The sequence below is a fragment of the Paenibacillus sp. JNUCC32 genome (genome assembly GCF_014863545.1).
GTDB lineage: Bacteria > Bacillota > Bacilli > Paenibacillales > Paenibacillaceae > Paenibacillus_AQ > Paenibacillus_AQ lautus_A.
In genome coordinates, this window is sequence record NZ_CP062260.1 from 4,312,550 (window position 1) to 4,326,413 (window position 13,864).

13 protein-coding genes are annotated in these 13,864 nt (G+C 53.5%); 6 read left to right on the forward strand and 7 right to left on the reverse strand.

Going from position 1 to position 13,864, the window contains the following annotated elements; all coding sequences use genetic code 11:
• Nucleotides 1–12: 12 nt before the first annotated feature.
• Both JNUCC32_RS19335 and JNUCC32_RS19340 read right to left on the reverse strand, forming a co-directional pair.
• Nucleotides 13–978, reverse strand: coding sequence for a carbohydrate ABC transporter permease (locus JNUCC32_RS19335; RefSeq protein ID WP_012819332.1), 966 nt, complete (start codon nt 976–978; stop codon nt 13–15).
• Between the two features lie 29 nt (nt 979–1,007).
• Nucleotides 1,008–2,372 (reverse strand): ABC transporter substrate-binding protein, encoded by a 1,365-nt coding sequence (locus JNUCC32_RS19340; protein ID WP_192569514.1) that lies wholly within the window; start codon nt 2,370–2,372, stop codon nt 1,008–1,010.
• 195 nt (nt 2,373–2,567) lie between these two features.
• On the opposite strand from JNUCC32_RS19340, the gene JNUCC32_RS19345 reads away from it, so the two are divergent.
• On the forward strand, nt 2,568–4,436 hold the full coding sequence (locus JNUCC32_RS19345) for a sensor histidine kinase (RefSeq protein ID WP_192569515.1): 1,869 nt from the start codon (nt 2,568–2,570) through the stop codon (nt 4,434–4,436).
• The gene (locus JNUCC32_RS19350; RefSeq protein ID WP_192569516.1) at nt 4,414–5,475 is read left to right on the forward strand and encodes a response regulator; all 1,062 of its coding nucleotides are present in this window, start codon (nt 4,414–4,416) and stop codon (nt 5,473–5,475) included. Before JNUCC32_RS19345 ends, JNUCC32_RS19350 begins: the two co-directional genes overlap by 23 nt.
• 13 nt (nt 5,476–5,488) lie before the next feature.
• On the opposite strand, the gene JNUCC32_RS19355 is transcribed toward JNUCC32_RS19350, so the two are convergent.
• Nucleotides 5,489–6,028, reverse strand: coding sequence for a GrpB family protein (locus tag JNUCC32_RS19355; protein ID WP_192569517.1), 540 nt, complete (start codon nt 6,026–6,028; stop codon nt 5,489–5,491).
• 142 nt (nt 6,029–6,170) lie between these two features.
• The gene (locus JNUCC32_RS19360; protein ID WP_192569518.1) at nt 6,171–6,719 is read right to left on the reverse strand and encodes an NAD(P)H-dependent oxidoreductase; all 549 of its coding nucleotides are present in this window, start codon (nt 6,717–6,719) and stop codon (nt 6,171–6,173) included.
• 248 nt (nt 6,720–6,967) lie between these two features.
• Here JNUCC32_RS19360 and JNUCC32_RS19365 point away from each other — a divergent pair, with 248 nt between their 5' ends.
• The 3 genes from JNUCC32_RS19365 to JNUCC32_RS19375 all read left to right on the forward strand — a co-directional run bounded on the left by JNUCC32_RS19365 (nt 6,968) and on the right by JNUCC32_RS19375 (nt 9,466).
• The gene (locus tag JNUCC32_RS19365) at nt 6,968–7,351 is read left to right on the forward strand and encodes a winged helix-turn-helix transcriptional regulator (RefSeq protein WP_012819326.1); all 384 of its coding nucleotides are present in this window, start codon (nt 6,968–6,970) and stop codon (nt 7,349–7,351) included.
• 373 nt (nt 7,352–7,724) lie between these two features.
• On the forward strand, nt 7,725–8,270 hold the full coding sequence (locus JNUCC32_RS19370) for a PadR family transcriptional regulator (protein WP_192569519.1): 546 nt from the start codon (nt 7,725–7,727) through the stop codon (nt 8,268–8,270).
• Between the two features lie 44 nt (nt 8,271–8,314).
• Entirely contained in the window at nt 8,315–9,466 is a 1,152-nt protein-coding gene (locus JNUCC32_RS19375) for an MFS transporter (RefSeq protein ID WP_145038865.1), read from the forward strand.
• A gap of 13 nt (nt 9,467–9,479) precedes the next feature.
• Here JNUCC32_RS19375 and JNUCC32_RS19380 read toward each other — a convergent pair whose 3' ends face one another.
• Complete coding sequence (locus tag JNUCC32_RS19380; RefSeq protein ID WP_192569520.1) at nt 9,480–9,716, reverse strand: hypothetical protein; 237 nt, start codon at nt 9,714–9,716, stop codon at nt 9,480–9,482.
• Here JNUCC32_RS19380 and JNUCC32_RS19385 point away from each other — a divergent pair.
• Nucleotides 9,708–10,334 (forward strand): DUF3298 and DUF4163 domain-containing protein, encoded by a 627-nt coding sequence (locus tag JNUCC32_RS19385; protein WP_192569521.1) that lies wholly within the window; start codon nt 9,708–9,710, stop codon nt 10,332–10,334. The genes JNUCC32_RS19380 and JNUCC32_RS19385 overlap by 9 nt on opposite strands.
• Before the next feature lie 115 nt (nt 10,335–10,449).
• On the opposite strand, the gene htpG is transcribed toward JNUCC32_RS19385, so the two are convergent.
• Both htpG and JNUCC32_RS19395 read right to left on the reverse strand, forming a co-directional pair.
• Complete coding sequence (htpG, locus tag JNUCC32_RS19390) at nt 10,450–12,327, reverse strand: molecular chaperone HtpG (protein ID WP_192569522.1); 1,878 nt, start codon at nt 12,325–12,327, stop codon at nt 10,450–10,452.
• 249 nt (nt 12,328–12,576) lie between these two features.
• Nucleotides 12,577–13,818, reverse strand: a complete 1,242-nt coding sequence (locus tag JNUCC32_RS19395; RefSeq protein WP_192569523.1) for an MFS transporter — start codon at nt 13,816–13,818, stop codon at nt 12,577–12,579.
• Nucleotides 13,819–13,864: the final 46 nt, after the last annotated feature.

A 13,864-nucleotide genomic window follows, 5' to 3' on the forward strand; every position in this document is an offset into this window, starting at 1 on the left:
TTGAACGCCGGATCAGTCATAATGCACCCATTTCTTTTGAGCGCGAAGCTGGATGAGCGTCAGCAGGAACAGGATCATGAACAGCACCCAGGCAATGGCGGAAGCATAGCCCATCCTCATAAACGTGAACCCTTCGCGATATAAATACAGCATCATGACCAGGCTCGAGTTATTCGGGCCTCCCGCCGAGCTGATGTCGCCCCTGCCGGTCAGCACGTAGATCTGTTCGAATGCCTGGAAGGTAGAAATCGTGCTCATGATAACAACCAGGAAGGTCGTCGGCGAGATCAATGGAACCGTAATGTACCGGAATTTACGCAGGGCTCCTGCGCCGTCGATCTCCGCGGCTTCGTACAAATCCCCTGGAACGCTCTGAAGTCCCGCCAGATAAATGACCATGATATAACCGATCCCTTTCCAAACCGCAATGAAGACGAGCAGCGGGATGGCCAGCTTCGGGTCCTGCAGCCAGCCTTGCCCTTCCAGCCCCAGCTTGGCGAGCAGCGTATTGGCCAGGCCGAAGCGAGGATTGAATACGGCGTCGGCGACGTAGAGGATGACGGTCCATGAGGAGATCACCGGGATGAAGTGAGCCATCCGAAACCATTTAAGCCCTTTCAATCGCTGGTTTAACGCGACGGCCAGCACGAGCGCGAGAAAGGTCTGGAGCGGTACGAACAGAACCGCAAAATACAGGGTGTTCCACAGGGAACGCCAGAACATCGAATCCTCGGCCATGCGCCGGAAATTATCCAGTCCGCTCCACTCGGGCGGATTCAGCATATCGTAATCGGAAAAGCTGAAGTACAGGGATGCGGCGAGGGGACCCGCCACAAAAATGATAAAGTGGAGAAGATAAGGGGAGGCCATGAGCAGCCCCCATCTCCCCTCATGATCCCATTTCCGTTTTCGGGCGGGCTTTCCATGCGGCATCGGATCGGCTTTGAGTGCTGCATTGTCGTTTAGCGTATTGTCCATTTCACTCCCGCCTTTCTTCCACCCTTGATTTATTTTTTATAAAAATCATCGAGGACCGCCTGAACGGCTGCGTCCGCTTCGCTTAACGCCTGATCGACGGTTGCATCGCCCAGGAAGGCTCGCTCCGCATGTTCGTTGAATTTGCCCACCCATTCTTCCCATACCGCGTTGTTGTCGAGCGTTTGGGCGAACTCCAGACTGTCCAGGAAGGCCTGGCGGTTAGCCGGCTGCTCTCCCGCTTTGAGGAACACTTCGGATTCCGCTACGGATTTTTTCACGGGCACGGCTTCGCCAAGCTCCGTCCACTGCTTCTGCACATCGTCTTCCGTAGCCCAGTATTTAATCCACTCCCAGGCAGCTTGCGCCTTCTCGTCGCTCGACTTCTGGTTAATCACCCATGAATTGGCGATGACCGGGGACACCCGCTTGCCGTCAGGTCCCTTCGGCAGCAGCGTCACGTCGTAATTCAGCCCGGCTTCATTCGCTGCCTGCACCCGGGCATAAATGCCGATCCGCATGGCGGCCGATCCGCTTGGGAACACGGCGGTATTGCTCTGGAAGCTCTTCAGGTCGACCGGATCCGTAATAATGCCGCGCTGCATGCCGTCGACCATCCATTCGAACGCCTGCTTGTTCTCCGGGGAATTGATGATCGAGTTCTCCGCCTTCTCGTCAAGGGCACCGCCGCCGTAGGATTTCATCACGGAGAACCAGCCCTCGGTAATGCTGAAGAAGGTAAGCCCGAACTGATTCACGCTGGCTGCGTCAAATCCGGTGTCCTCGGCTGTTTTTCCGCCGGCGTCCACCGTCAGCTTGGCTGCCGACGCTTTCAGGTCTTCCCAGGTCCATTCGTTCGTAGGATACGCTACGCCTGCTTTATCGAACAGATCCTTGTTGTAAAACAGCACGCCGACCTGAATGCCCTGCGGCACGCCCCAATAGCGTCCGTCCGCGTCCTTGTTGAAATCGAGGCCGTAGTACTCGTCGGCTTTCAGATCCTTGGCAATCCAATCGGTCAGATCCTTGGCGGCACCGCGCTGGGCATATTTCATGACGTAGACGCCGTCGGACAGCCATACGTCCGGCGCCTGGCCGGCCGCGATCTGCGTATCCAGCTTCTGATAGAACTGCCCGTAAGGGGCGCTCTGCGTCTTCACCGTAATGTTCGGATGCTTTTCCTCGAACTGCTCGATCAGCTCCTTCATCTTCGCATCGGAGCTGTCGCTCGAATAATATCCGAGCAGGATTTCTACCTTCTTATCTTCCTCGCCGCCTCCGGTGCCGGGAGATGCGGTGCCGGTCTTACCATCGCTGGCATTGCCGCATCCGCTTACAATGATGGATATCAGCAATAAGGCCGTTACCCAGCTGTAGAACCCTTTTCTCTTTTTCACTAAACGTCGCCCCCCTATTAATGTTGAAATGGATTAATGAGATTGTAGTTGATAACGACCGTCAGCGCCCATGTACTTTCTTATCCCACTTGTGATTTCTTGCCGCGGCATCATGGTTTTTTATTTACAACTTGTGTTTTTTTGCTACAATGTTCCTTACATTCCCTACTTCAAAGCCAGGAAGGCGGAAGAGCGATGAACATCCAAGGCGTTTCCATCGGTAATCTGACCATTAACCAACGATTGTTCGTGCTGATCATCCTATTCATTGGCCTCCCTTTCTTTCTGCTCGGCAGCTTCTGGTACCAGTCGTCCACCGAAGCGATTGAACAGTTTGCCGCAGGCGCCAACAAGCGTATCATCGAGCAAACCAACGTCTCGCTGGATTCTTACATATCCAATCTGGAGAATTCCACCTATCCCTTTATCCATAACCCGCAGATCCAGCAATTTCTCTCGACCACGGAGCTCACTCCCTATGCCTATTTTCAGCTTGCCAAAAAAGTGGAGGACGACTTGTTCGCCCAGATGATCTACGGGAGATCGGATATCATCGGGATCTCGCTCGTCGCCGAGAACAAGCGGCAAATTACCGATTACGAAAGCGCGCCGGGACTGCTCGATATGAGCGAAATCCGCAAACGCAACCGCTCCTTTCAAGCGCAGCTGGACCAATACAACGATTTTCAGATCATCGGCCTCAGCCGGGTAGGAAACACGCCATCCCTCACCGTCGCCCGGAAGCTCTATGACAATTCATCCTTTCTATATAAGGGCTTATTGATCGTCGACCTCAATCTGAAGCAGATTGGCGCCATCTGCTCCAACGATTCGCTGGGCGGCTTTGACGTCTGGATTATGGGCGGCGACGGGCATATGATCTACCATCCGAATCCGAAACAGATCGGGGCCGAAGTCGAGCCCGGGCTGTTATCGCGTATTCGGAACCGGGACTCCTCCTTCTTCCGGCATCAAGACGCGGTATCGGGCACCGAGAAGATGGTCCTCCATGAACGATCGCAGATCACCGGCTGGACGGTTGTCGCCGATCTGCCGCTGAACAATCTCATCGGCGATTTAATCACCCAGCGGAACTACTCGCTTGCGGCCGCGTCGATGCTCTTGATCATCGCATTGGCGCTTGTTGGCGGTTTTTCCTTGTCATTGACAAGGCCGCTCTCCATGCTGCAGAAGTTGATGGCCCGCGTCGAACGGGGCGATTTCGTTCTTCCCACCCATATGAACCGGTTCCGCAACAATGAAATGACGGCCGTGTTTCAAAGCTTCTACAGCATGACGGGAGAGCTGAAGCGGTTGATCCGGGAGGTGCAGGATTCCCAGCTGAAGGAGCGGGAGCTCATAATCAAGCAGAAGGAATCCGAGCTCCGCTCCATGCAGTCCCATATCAACCCGCACTTTTTGTACAATTCGCTGGAGATTATTAATTCATATGCCATCGCGGACGATCATATGGAAATCAGTCGCATGACGCGGGCGCTGGCCCATATGTTCCGCTACAATATCGGCCATGCCGGATCCGTTGTGCCGCTCCGGGAGGAAATGACGCATGTCCAGTATTATCTGGATCTTCAAAGCGCCCGCTTCCGCAAGCTGCGGATCGATATGGACGTGAACGAACGGGATCTGGATCGCGTGAACGCCGTCAGGCTGACGCTGCAGCCGATCGTGGAGAATGTGTTCATCCACGGATACAGGGGCAAGAAGCCTTCCTACCTCGGGATAAGCTCACGCGCGGAGGCTGGTTATTATGCGATCGTGATCCGGGACAAAGGGGTGGGCATGACGGCGCAAACGCTGCGGCAGATCAGGCGAATTCTGAATTCCGGCAAGAAGCCGGAAGCTGGCGTCCTGCGAAACGACGGGGACGAAACCACCAGCGGCATCGGCCTCTTGAACGTCCATCAAAGGCTCCAGCTTACCTTCGGGGACGAGTATGGACTGTACCTTGTGGAATCCGTGCCCTCGGAAGGCACGATATTTGAAATCAGACTGCCATATAGGACTAGCGAGGAGGGACATTATGTACCGGATCATGATGATTGATGACGAATACGCCATTCATTTGAGTTTGCGAAAGCTTGTCGAGAGGTCGGGGCTTCGGATTGAGGTTGCCGGCGAAGCCGAAGACGGGGTTGAAGCCTTAGAAATGCTGGAGAACAGCCGTCCGGACATCATCGTGACCGATATTTGCATGCCTGAAATGGATGGGCTGGAATTTATCCGCCGTGTCCGGGAATCCCATGCACAGATGCATTTCATTATCCTGTCGGGCCACGACAACTTCGAATTCGCGCGTCAGGCCATGCGTTATGGCGTATCGGATTTCCTGCTGAAGCCCATCGACCCGGCCCAGTTCCATGCAACGCTGGAACGTGCCTGCAGGGAGCTGGACGAGCGGAAAGCGCGATTCTCCCAGCAGACGAAATGGACGCTTGCGCAGCAGCGCCATAAAGCCAGGCTCGCCGAGCTGCTGTGGTCTGCCGAGGAGCGGGAGGCCTTGGAACAAACCCATGAGATCATGGCCCTTTTTGAGACGATGGGACCGAAAGAGGTCAGCCTGTCACGGTACGCCCATATGCTGATATCGGAACTGCTGTCTGCGCTTGAAGAACGCGGGTTGATGCTGAACATGGACACCGGCGAGGAGCAGTGGGCGCAGGATGATCCCCTTGCCTGCCGCCGCCAAACAGAGGATAAGGTCAAGGAAATGCTGGCATTGATTAAAGGCTCCAGAAATCTGGGATCCCGCCATAATATCCAAAAAGCCCAACGATTCATTGAAGAAAACTATGCGATGGAGGATTTGTCCTTGCAGGAGGTAGCCGATTCGGTGGGGATGTCGGTGACGTATTTAAGCCGTACCTTCAAAAACGAAACCAATATGAACTTCGTGAAATACCTGGTGCAGGTTCGCATGGAAAAAGCGAGGGAATTGCTTGCGGAGTCGGAGCTTTCCGCTCAGGAAGCAGCCTACCGCGTCGGCTTCTCGGACTATGTCCATTTCAGCAAGACGTTCAAAAAATTTCATGGCCTCACCCCTTCGGCGTACCGAAAGCAATGCAAGGCCATGAAAGGAGAATGAGACAGGCAGGAGTTTAATTAGCTTGTTCTCCTGTTCTCCCGTTCTTCCACTCCTTCGCTCTGGCAAGAAGCTTCTCCATGAACGCATTCTTCTCATCGGAGTATCGAAGAAGGGTCCGGGCTCCTTGCGAAACGATCCTTTGTTTGATCTCGCTGTATCGCTCGGATTCCACGGCATGAGCCCGGAGGTAATCCCGAATTATGATGTTATGGTTCCAGATGTCGCCACGGTACGACACGATATGAACGTTATAGGCGAGCTCTCCTCTTTTACGGAGGTAAATGCGGCCGATGATCCCGGATTCGCCCAAGTTCTCGTAACCCATAGCGGCCAGTTTGGGAAGGATTTCATCCGTATGCCGGGCGGTCTCCACGCCCACCAGTATATCGACGATGGGTTTGGCCGTCATGCCCGGTACGGACGTGCTTCCGAAATGTTCGATTGCACCCGTATAAGGACCGATCTCCCCGATCAAGAGCCGATGTTCGTCGTTAAACCGATCCGCCCACTGCTTGTCATAGGGCTCCAAGTGGATGGCTTCGTCAATGGTCATGAAGGAACCTCCTTCGAATGGGTACGTGCGTGCTGGTGAAGCTCCTCAAGCCAAAAGTAGCGGGCCACGTATGACTCCATCATGCCCTATATGGTTTTAATCGACAAGAGCCAGTGTGCTATGGTTTATGGTCAAGCATGCCTTAATATCGACTTTCCACGACGGCAGGTGCTAGAACCTGCCGCGCATACCTTCCGGCCTCCGCCCGAAGTGTTTCATCGCTTACCCGTTCTACGTTATAGGTCACGAAGGCAGGCAGATAATGGACCTTGCACCGCTTCAACGTGGCTTGAATCGGCCGCAGCAGCTCACTTGCGGTGTACCAATTGTCCCCGCCTGCCTGATACCCTTGCTCCAATCCTGCCGCCGTCGTGGCCAGCATGAATTCCTTGCCCTTCAGATTGTTGCCTTCCGGCCCGAACGCCCAACCGAAGGTCAGCACGTCATCCATCCATTTCTTCAGCAGAGGCGGGCAGCTGTACCAGTAAAACGGGAATTGGAACACCACCCGATCGTATTGAAGAAGGAGCTGCTGCTCGCGCTCGATATCGATAGTCCAATCCGGGTACTCCTTGTAAAGATCCCGGACATCTACATTTCCATTCGCATACAGCCCGTCGTGCTCCATCAGCATCCGATTCGCACGCGAGTTGTCTAAATTCGGATGAGCCACAATCACCATGGTTTTCATACTCAGGTCTCTCCTGTCTCATTTGATTTGTTTGACACCCCCATTATGTTTCGGATCGGTTTCGTTGAAAAGTACGCTCTTTTTCTGTACTTAGTCCGCTCTGGCGTACCTAATCATCCCATGCATAGTACGATAAAACGTACTAAGTACGAATAAGAATAGTACTGGGTTTAAACCGAATCCTGTGCTACATTACTATCATCCAAGAAACAAGATCGATCACACACTTCCACGCGGGAGATGAGAATATGAGAACAAACGATCAACGGCCTAACACCGACGGCATCCTGACCACGCTGCAATTAATCGGAGGCAAGTGGAAACCGCTGATTCTGTTCATTCTGCTGCAGGACGGAACCAAACGGTTCGGGGAGCTTCGGCGTCTGCTTCCGGGCGTGACCCAAGGCATGCTGACAAATCAGCTCCGTGAACTGGAACAGGATGGGCTGGTCGTACGCAAGGTATATCAGGAGATCCCGCCCAAGGTGGAGTATTCCGTCTCGGAGCACGGGAAGAGCTTGGACAGCGTACTCACCGACATGTGCACCTGGGGATTTCAGCATCAGGAATATGTCAACAAGGTCAACGAACAGTCTGATGAGAGCCCAGGAAAAAATGCAGGCGGACTGTAACGAAAACAGCAAGCCGGAACAAGGGGCCGGGGATTGCTCAAAATATCGATCTCTTCGCATTCTTCAAGCCGTTCCTCTTGGGATCGGCTTCACCGGCTGCTCCTCTGCAGGCTGGTATTTCGTATAGTGCGTTTCATCATAAAACTCCGTTTTAACCCGCAAATACTCCCTTACCTTTTTTTCGTGTATGGAAAAAACATTTCAAACCGCTCTCTGCTTATCTTCACCTGTCACATGTCTGAATGAATAAGGGGCAAGCGGGTGGACCGCAGCTTGAAAATGAATCACGGAAAATTCACTTCCACGTATTGCTTTTTTATGTCGATACGATATATATTTATATCGTATCGACATATCGTTGGAGGCGGTCTGTATGTATGAAATTTTTGTTCTGGGCGAATTAATGACCGGGGACAAACACGGTTACATGCTTCAAGAGATTCTTAAAAATGCAGGCGGGCCTTACCGCCAGATCAGTTCCGGAACGTTGTATCCCCTGCTCTCCCGGATGGTGGATCACGAGTGGATCCATCTCAGTCTGGACGGGTCCGGCGGAGGCAAACGCCCCCGAAAAATCTACGGGATTACCGATTCCGGCCGGCGGAAGTTTTTCGAGCTCATGGAGAAACCACTGGAATACAACATGGATACGGAGCAGATGTTCCATTTCAAAGTGGTCTATTTCCGGTATGTTCCGAAAAGGGTTCGACTCGACTGCCTGCAGCAGTATTTGATTTATCTGGAGACCAACCTGAAGCATGTGACGGATTTTGAAGCGGAGATCGCGTTCTATAAACCCGAACCTGAGAAACAGCGATTACAATTGCTGAGGGTGCTGGATCACCGGAAACAGATGGGGATTGAGAATATCGAGTGGATCAAGAAAGAAATAGCGGCTGTTAAGTCCGAAGAGGACTAGCGTTCAAGCGTTGTCGCATTTGATATCAAGGAGGGGATTACTGGATGGAACGTTTATGGACGAAGCCGTTTATTCAGATGACGGTCGGAATGCTGTTTCTGTTTACGGGCTTCTATCTGCTGCTGCCCACGCTTCCGCTGTATATCAAGCATCTGGGCGGCTCCGAGACCCAGGTGGGCTTGGCGGCCGGCGCGTTTACGCTGACGGCGGTGGTCTTTCGCCCGATGGTCGGGGGATTGGTGGACCGGTACGGCAGAAGAGCTTTTTACGTTTGGGGTCTTATCTTCTTTGTTCTTTCGATGTACCTCTACGATTGGGTCGGCAGCATTCTGCTTCTGCTTGCGCTGCGGATCCTGCACGGCGCGAGCTGGGCTTTCTCGACAACCTCCATCGGGACGGTCATCACGGATTTAATCCCGATCTCCCGCCGCGGGGAAGGCATGGGCTGGTACGGTATGGCGATGACGGTAGCGATGGCCATCGGCCCGATGCTGGGTACTTATATCGTGAGCGGGTATTCGTTTCGGACGTTGTTTCTGGTCGCTACCGGGCTCTCCCTGATTGCCTTCATACTGGCCTACATGACCAGAGCCCCTTACCAAGCCAAACCTTCGGCAGGGCGAATTCAGCTGGTCGAGAAATCCGTTCTGCCTGTCACGGCCGCGATCTTTTTCCTGGCGGTTGCCTACGGTGGAATTACGACCTTTCTCCCGCTGTTTGCCGAGTCCATCCGGGTCAATCCGGGAACCTTTTTCCTGGTGTACGCCGTCGCTCTTACCTTGATCAGGCCCTTTGCCGGGAAGCTGTCGGACCGTTTCGGCGAAGCGGCCGTCATCATTCCGTCCCTTGTCATAACGGCCGGTGCCCTGATCGTCTTAAGCCAATCGAGCGGATTGCCCGGACTGATTACCGCCGCCATTCTGTACGGCATCGGTTTCGGTTCAGCCCAGCCCGCCCTTCAAGCGGCCACCCTGCGCATTGCGCCCGAGAACCGAAGAGGCGCAGCCAACGCCTCGTTCATGACGGCGTTCGATCTCGGCATCGGACTTGGCGCTATCCTGTTGGGCCTGGTCTCCGAGCGCATCGGCTATGCCTATCTGTTTACGGTTACGGCAGTGTCTGTTGTCGTATCCTTGGTCATATTCGCGGTCTTTGTAAGAAGACTGCTTACGTCTGTCGCTGCAGAGAAGGAGTGAAGGCTCCCCGTTCTCAAGCAGACACGCCCGCGGACTTGGACCGCCGCGTCGTATTGGAGCGTTCTGTCGCAGTGGAGCACTCTGCCTGACCGAAGCCGTTCTGCCGGGTTGACCGGACTGCCGTCCCTCTAAACCCGCCAGCCTCGGAAATCCGTACTTCCGCCCCCTCCGGCTTGGTAACCTCCGAGTCCGCTTCCGAATAGGCTAACGTATCTGATGTTAGATTGGAGCGATGGTACGCATGGCGCAATATGTACCGCCGGTGAGCATCCATACTCTCACGCATACGGCACCCGGTCTCGTGATTCATTATCCGCAGGTATACGGCCGCATGAATCCTGGAGCAGAAGAAGCCATCAACCGGGCCATTATTCTTCAAATCCAGGATATGCAGCGTGAACAGCAGCAGGTTCAGACCGGCACCAACCCGCAAACGACGGGCACCTTTGAGATTAAAACGAACGAGCGCGGCATTCTTAGCCTTGTGCTGACCAACTACACCTACTCCGAGCATATGGCGCACGGGTATACGGTGACAAAAGGACTGACCTTCTCCACGGCCACCGGACAATCCTATGCCTTATCCGATCTGTTCCGCCCTGGCTCCGGCTATCAAGCCGTCTTGGCCGCCGAAGTGAACCGTCAGATCAAGGAACGCGGCATTCCCGTGCTGGAGAACGTTCCGGTTACCGTTTCGCCGAATCAAGACTTCTATCTGGCCGATAAGTCGCTGGTCATCTTCTATCCGCTGTATGCCATCACGCCATACTATGTCGGCTTTCCGATGTTCCCCATATCGGTATACGACCTCTTGGGCTTGGCGCCCGAGAACGGATTGTTATCGGATCTTGCTGCGGACGTGGCGTAGTAAGCAGCAGCGCATTCAGGCGATATGCAGCAAAAAAAACAAACCCGACTCCCTGGCGCCTTACGCCAAAGCATCGGGTTTGTTAGTTATCATCGCATGAGTTTGCTACTACGGTTTACACCATGATTTTGCAAATATCGTTCGTGAATTCCACCGGATCGGCAATCGGCAGGCCTTCGATCAGCAGCGCCTGATTGTACAGCAGATTCGTGTAGAGCTTCAGCTTATCCTGATCCGCTTGCAGCGCCTTAAGGGACTGGAACACCTCATGGTTCGTGTTGATCTCCAGCACCTTGTCGGCTTGGATATCCTGCCCGTTCGGCATCGCCTTCAGGATTTTCTCCATCTCGATCGAGACTTCGCCTTCCGTGGACAGGCACACCGGATGGGATTTCAGTCGTTTGGAGGCTTTGACGGACTTCACTTTGCCGGCCAAGAGGCTGCCCATGGCTTCAAAGAGCTCCTTGTTGTCGCTCTCCTCGGCTTCATTCTCCTGTTTGTCGGCCTCGGAATCGATGCCGAGATCCCCGCTGGATACCGATTTGAATTCCTTCTCCTTGTATTTCATGAGCATCTTGATCGCAAACTCGTCGACATCGTCCGTAAAGTACAGGATTTCATAGCCTTTGTCCAGCACCATTTCGGTCTGCGGGAGCTTCTCGATCCGGTCGATGGAGTCGCCGGAAGCATAATAGATATACTTCTGATCCTCCGGCATTCTGGACACGTACTCATCCAGCGAAACCAGCTTCTTCTCCTTGGAGGACGTGAACAGCAGCAGGTCCTGAAGATCTTCCTTGTTCATGCCGTAATCGTTGTAAACGCCGAATTTCAGGCCTCGGCCGAAGGATGCGAAGAATTTCTCGTAATTCTCCCGCTCGTCCTTCATCATGCCCTGCAGCGCGCTTTTCACTTTGTTCTTGATGTTCTTCGCGATCAGCGTCAGCTGGCGGTCATGCTGCAGCATCTCCCGGGAAATGTTCAGCGACAGATCCTCCGAATCGACCATCCCTTTCACGAAGCTGAAATAGTCCGGCAGGAGGTCTCCGCATTTATCCATGATCAGAACGCCGTTGGAATAGAGCTCAAGCCCTTTTTCGTATTCCTTGGTGTAATAATCGAACGGCGTATTCTCGGGAATGAACAGAATCGCGTTATATACCACGGCACCATCCGCTTTGACGTGAATGTGTTTGAGCGGTTTATCGAAACCGTAACGCTTCTCGTTATAGAAGTTGACGTAATCTTCGTCCGTCAGCTCGCCTTTGTTCTTGCGCCAGATCGGCACCATGCTGTTGATGGTCTGCTCTTCCTGAACTTCCTCGAACTCGTTCTCGGCATCTGCCTTCGGACGCTGCGTTTTCACGTCCATTTTGATCGGATAACGGATAAAATCGGAGTACTTCTTAATGATCGCTCTTAGGCGGTATTCTTCCAAATACTCGTCATACTGATCGTCTTCCGTGTTCTCCTTGATCTTCAGCACGATCTCGGTTCCGACGGAATCCTTATCGGCAGGCGTAATGGTATACCCGTCCGCGCCTTCGGATTCCCATTTATATGCCTCATCGCTGCCCAGGGCACGGCTCGTCACGGTAACGACGTCGGCCACCATGAAGGCGGAGTAGAAGCCCACGCCGAATTGGCCGATGATATTGTGTCCGTCCTTCGCTTCATTCTCGCTCTTGAATGCAAGGGAACCGCTCTTCGCGATGACGCCGAGGTTGTTCTCAAGGTCTTCCTTGGTCATCCCGATCCCCGTGTCGGCAATGGTCAGCGTGCGGTTGGCTTTATCCGCGGTAATCTTAACGTAGTAATCCTCTTTATTAAAGGTCAGGCTGTCGTCGGTCAGCGCTTTATAATAAATCTTGTCGATTGCGTCGCTGGCATTCGAAATCAGCTCGCGCAGGAATATCTCGCGCTGCGTATAGATGGAGTTGATCATCATCTCGAGCAGCCGTTTGGATTCAGCTTTAAACTGTTTTTTCGCCATGAAAAAATCTCCTTTCCAATCTGAACGAGGTTTCTTTTAGCACTCTTTACAATAGAGTGCTAACACTTCTTCTATTTAAACATGTACCAATTTTTGATGTCAATATGTTTGGAGACTTTCATGACTCAAACGCGGCAGCAACCTTTGATCGGCGATGCAGATGATTTCGGATGAATCTCTGGAGAACGGGCAGCAAGCGCCGAAAGGGCCGTCTAAAAAGGAATCCCCTTTTTAGACAGCCCTCCACATTCATGACTCGATGCTGCTATTTAATCTCTTGGATAAAACCGGACGAATCCACCATACGTAATACAAACCGCATAAGAGCAGCACGCCGGCGGTGGCCAGAAAGGGAAGCCGGTAATCCTGCCGGGCCAGGATCAGTCCGGCGACAAAGGTTGCCCCGGACGAACCTAAACTCCGGAATACCGACCGCATGCCGGCGTACAGGTTTCGTTCCTTCTCATTGAAAGCCGACATCAGCAGACTGTCCAGCAGATTGGACAGCATGGTCACGCCGCCGCCCCGCAACAGAAACAGCCCGACGAACAGCCATACGGGGAGAATCATGTACAGCGCGGCAAACAGCAAAATATTGACGATAAATACCGAGATAATGGCCGTGTTATAACCGAACCGCTCCATGACGTACGGCGTCATCAATGAGCATATAAACAGCAGGATCGCGCCGATGGCCAGAATCAGGGATACCTGGTCGTCCATCCAATCCAGGCGGAACTTCACGATGACGTTCAGGAAGGAGCCCGTCATGGCGATACAGCCGCCAAGCAGCGCGGTAAACACGGCGAACAGCCATAAGGTCCCGGACGATAGAGGTCCCATTAACCTGAACCATCCTCTTGAAGGCGAAGCTGCCGGCGCTGCCTCTTCCAAAGCCTTGTGCTCGACAGGCAACCAGAACGCCCGGATGACGCCGTGAAGCACAAGCACCAGCCCGGTCAGCAGAAGCGACACTTCATAACCCCTGCTTCCTTCGAGCCCCTTCGAGATATATCCGGCCGCGAGCGTTCCGAGTCCCGTAAAAGCCGTAAAGACGGCAAACATCAGGGAGAATGCACGGGCTTCCTCTTTACGGGACCGGCAATAATGGAAGAGAAGCTGGATCTCCGTTGTTTCCACCAGCGTCAACCCGGCAGACACCATGACTTGAGCGGCATAGAACCACAGCAAATCATCGCTGACGGCAAACAGCACATTGCCTGCGGCGATAAAGAATACGCCGGTAACCAGCAGTTTTTTTCTTCCTCTCCGGTTGGCGAGCAGGGATACCGGAATGGCGAGCACGCCCATAATCAGAATGCCCGTCGACACCAACGCGCCGATCTCGTCTTCCCTTAGCCCCCGGAAGAGCAGATGCAGATTCAGGACGAGTGTATAGAGGCCGATGCCGATGCCGTAGAAGGCCTCGCTTATCAGGAACCGGCGCGCCCCCGTAGACAGCTGCAGCAGGTCTTTGATGTAAAAGGACATGTTATTCCCCTTCTCCAGAAAATCCGGTAACGATATGAGATGAACA

Bases quoted from the DNA above. Each gene is read 5' to 3' on its own strand.
- JNUCC32_RS19335 (WP_012819332.1), bottom strand. From the start codon at position 978: ATGGACAATACGCTAAACGACAATGCAGCACTCAAAGCCGATCCGATG.
- JNUCC32_RS19345 (WP_192569515.1), top strand. From the start codon at position 2,568: ATGAACATCCAAGGCGTTTCCATCGGTAATCTGACCATTAACCAACGA.
- JNUCC32_RS19350 (WP_192569516.1), top strand. From the start codon at position 4,414: ATGTACCGGATCATGATGATTGATGACGAATACGCCATTCATTTGAGT.
- JNUCC32_RS19355 (WP_192569517.1), bottom strand. From the start codon at position 6,028: ATGACCATTGACGAAGCCATCCACTTGGAGCCCTATGACAAGCAGTGG.
- JNUCC32_RS19360 (WP_192569518.1), bottom strand. From the start codon at position 6,719: ATGAAAACCATGGTGATTGTGGCTCATCCGAATTTAGACAACTCGCGT.
- JNUCC32_RS19365 (WP_012819326.1), top strand. From the start codon at position 6,968: ATGAGAACAAACGATCAACGGCCTAACACCGACGGCATCCTGACCACG.
- JNUCC32_RS19370 (WP_192569519.1), top strand. From the start codon at position 7,725: ATGTATGAAATTTTTGTTCTGGGCGAATTAATGACCGGGGACAAACAC.
- JNUCC32_RS19375 (WP_145038865.1), top strand. From the start codon at position 8,315: ATGGAACGTTTATGGACGAAGCCGTTTATTCAGATGACGGTCGGAATG.
- JNUCC32_RS19385 (WP_192569521.1), top strand. From the start codon at position 9,708: ATGGCGCAATATGTACCGCCGGTGAGCATCCATACTCTCACGCATACG.
- htpG (WP_192569522.1), bottom strand. From the start codon at position 12,327: ATGGCGAAAAAACAGTTTAAAGCTGAATCCAAACGGCTGCTCGAGATG.
- JNUCC32_RS19395 (WP_192569523.1), bottom strand. From the start codon at position 13,818: ATGTCCTTTTACATCAAAGACCTGCTGCAGCTGTCTACGGGGGCGCGC.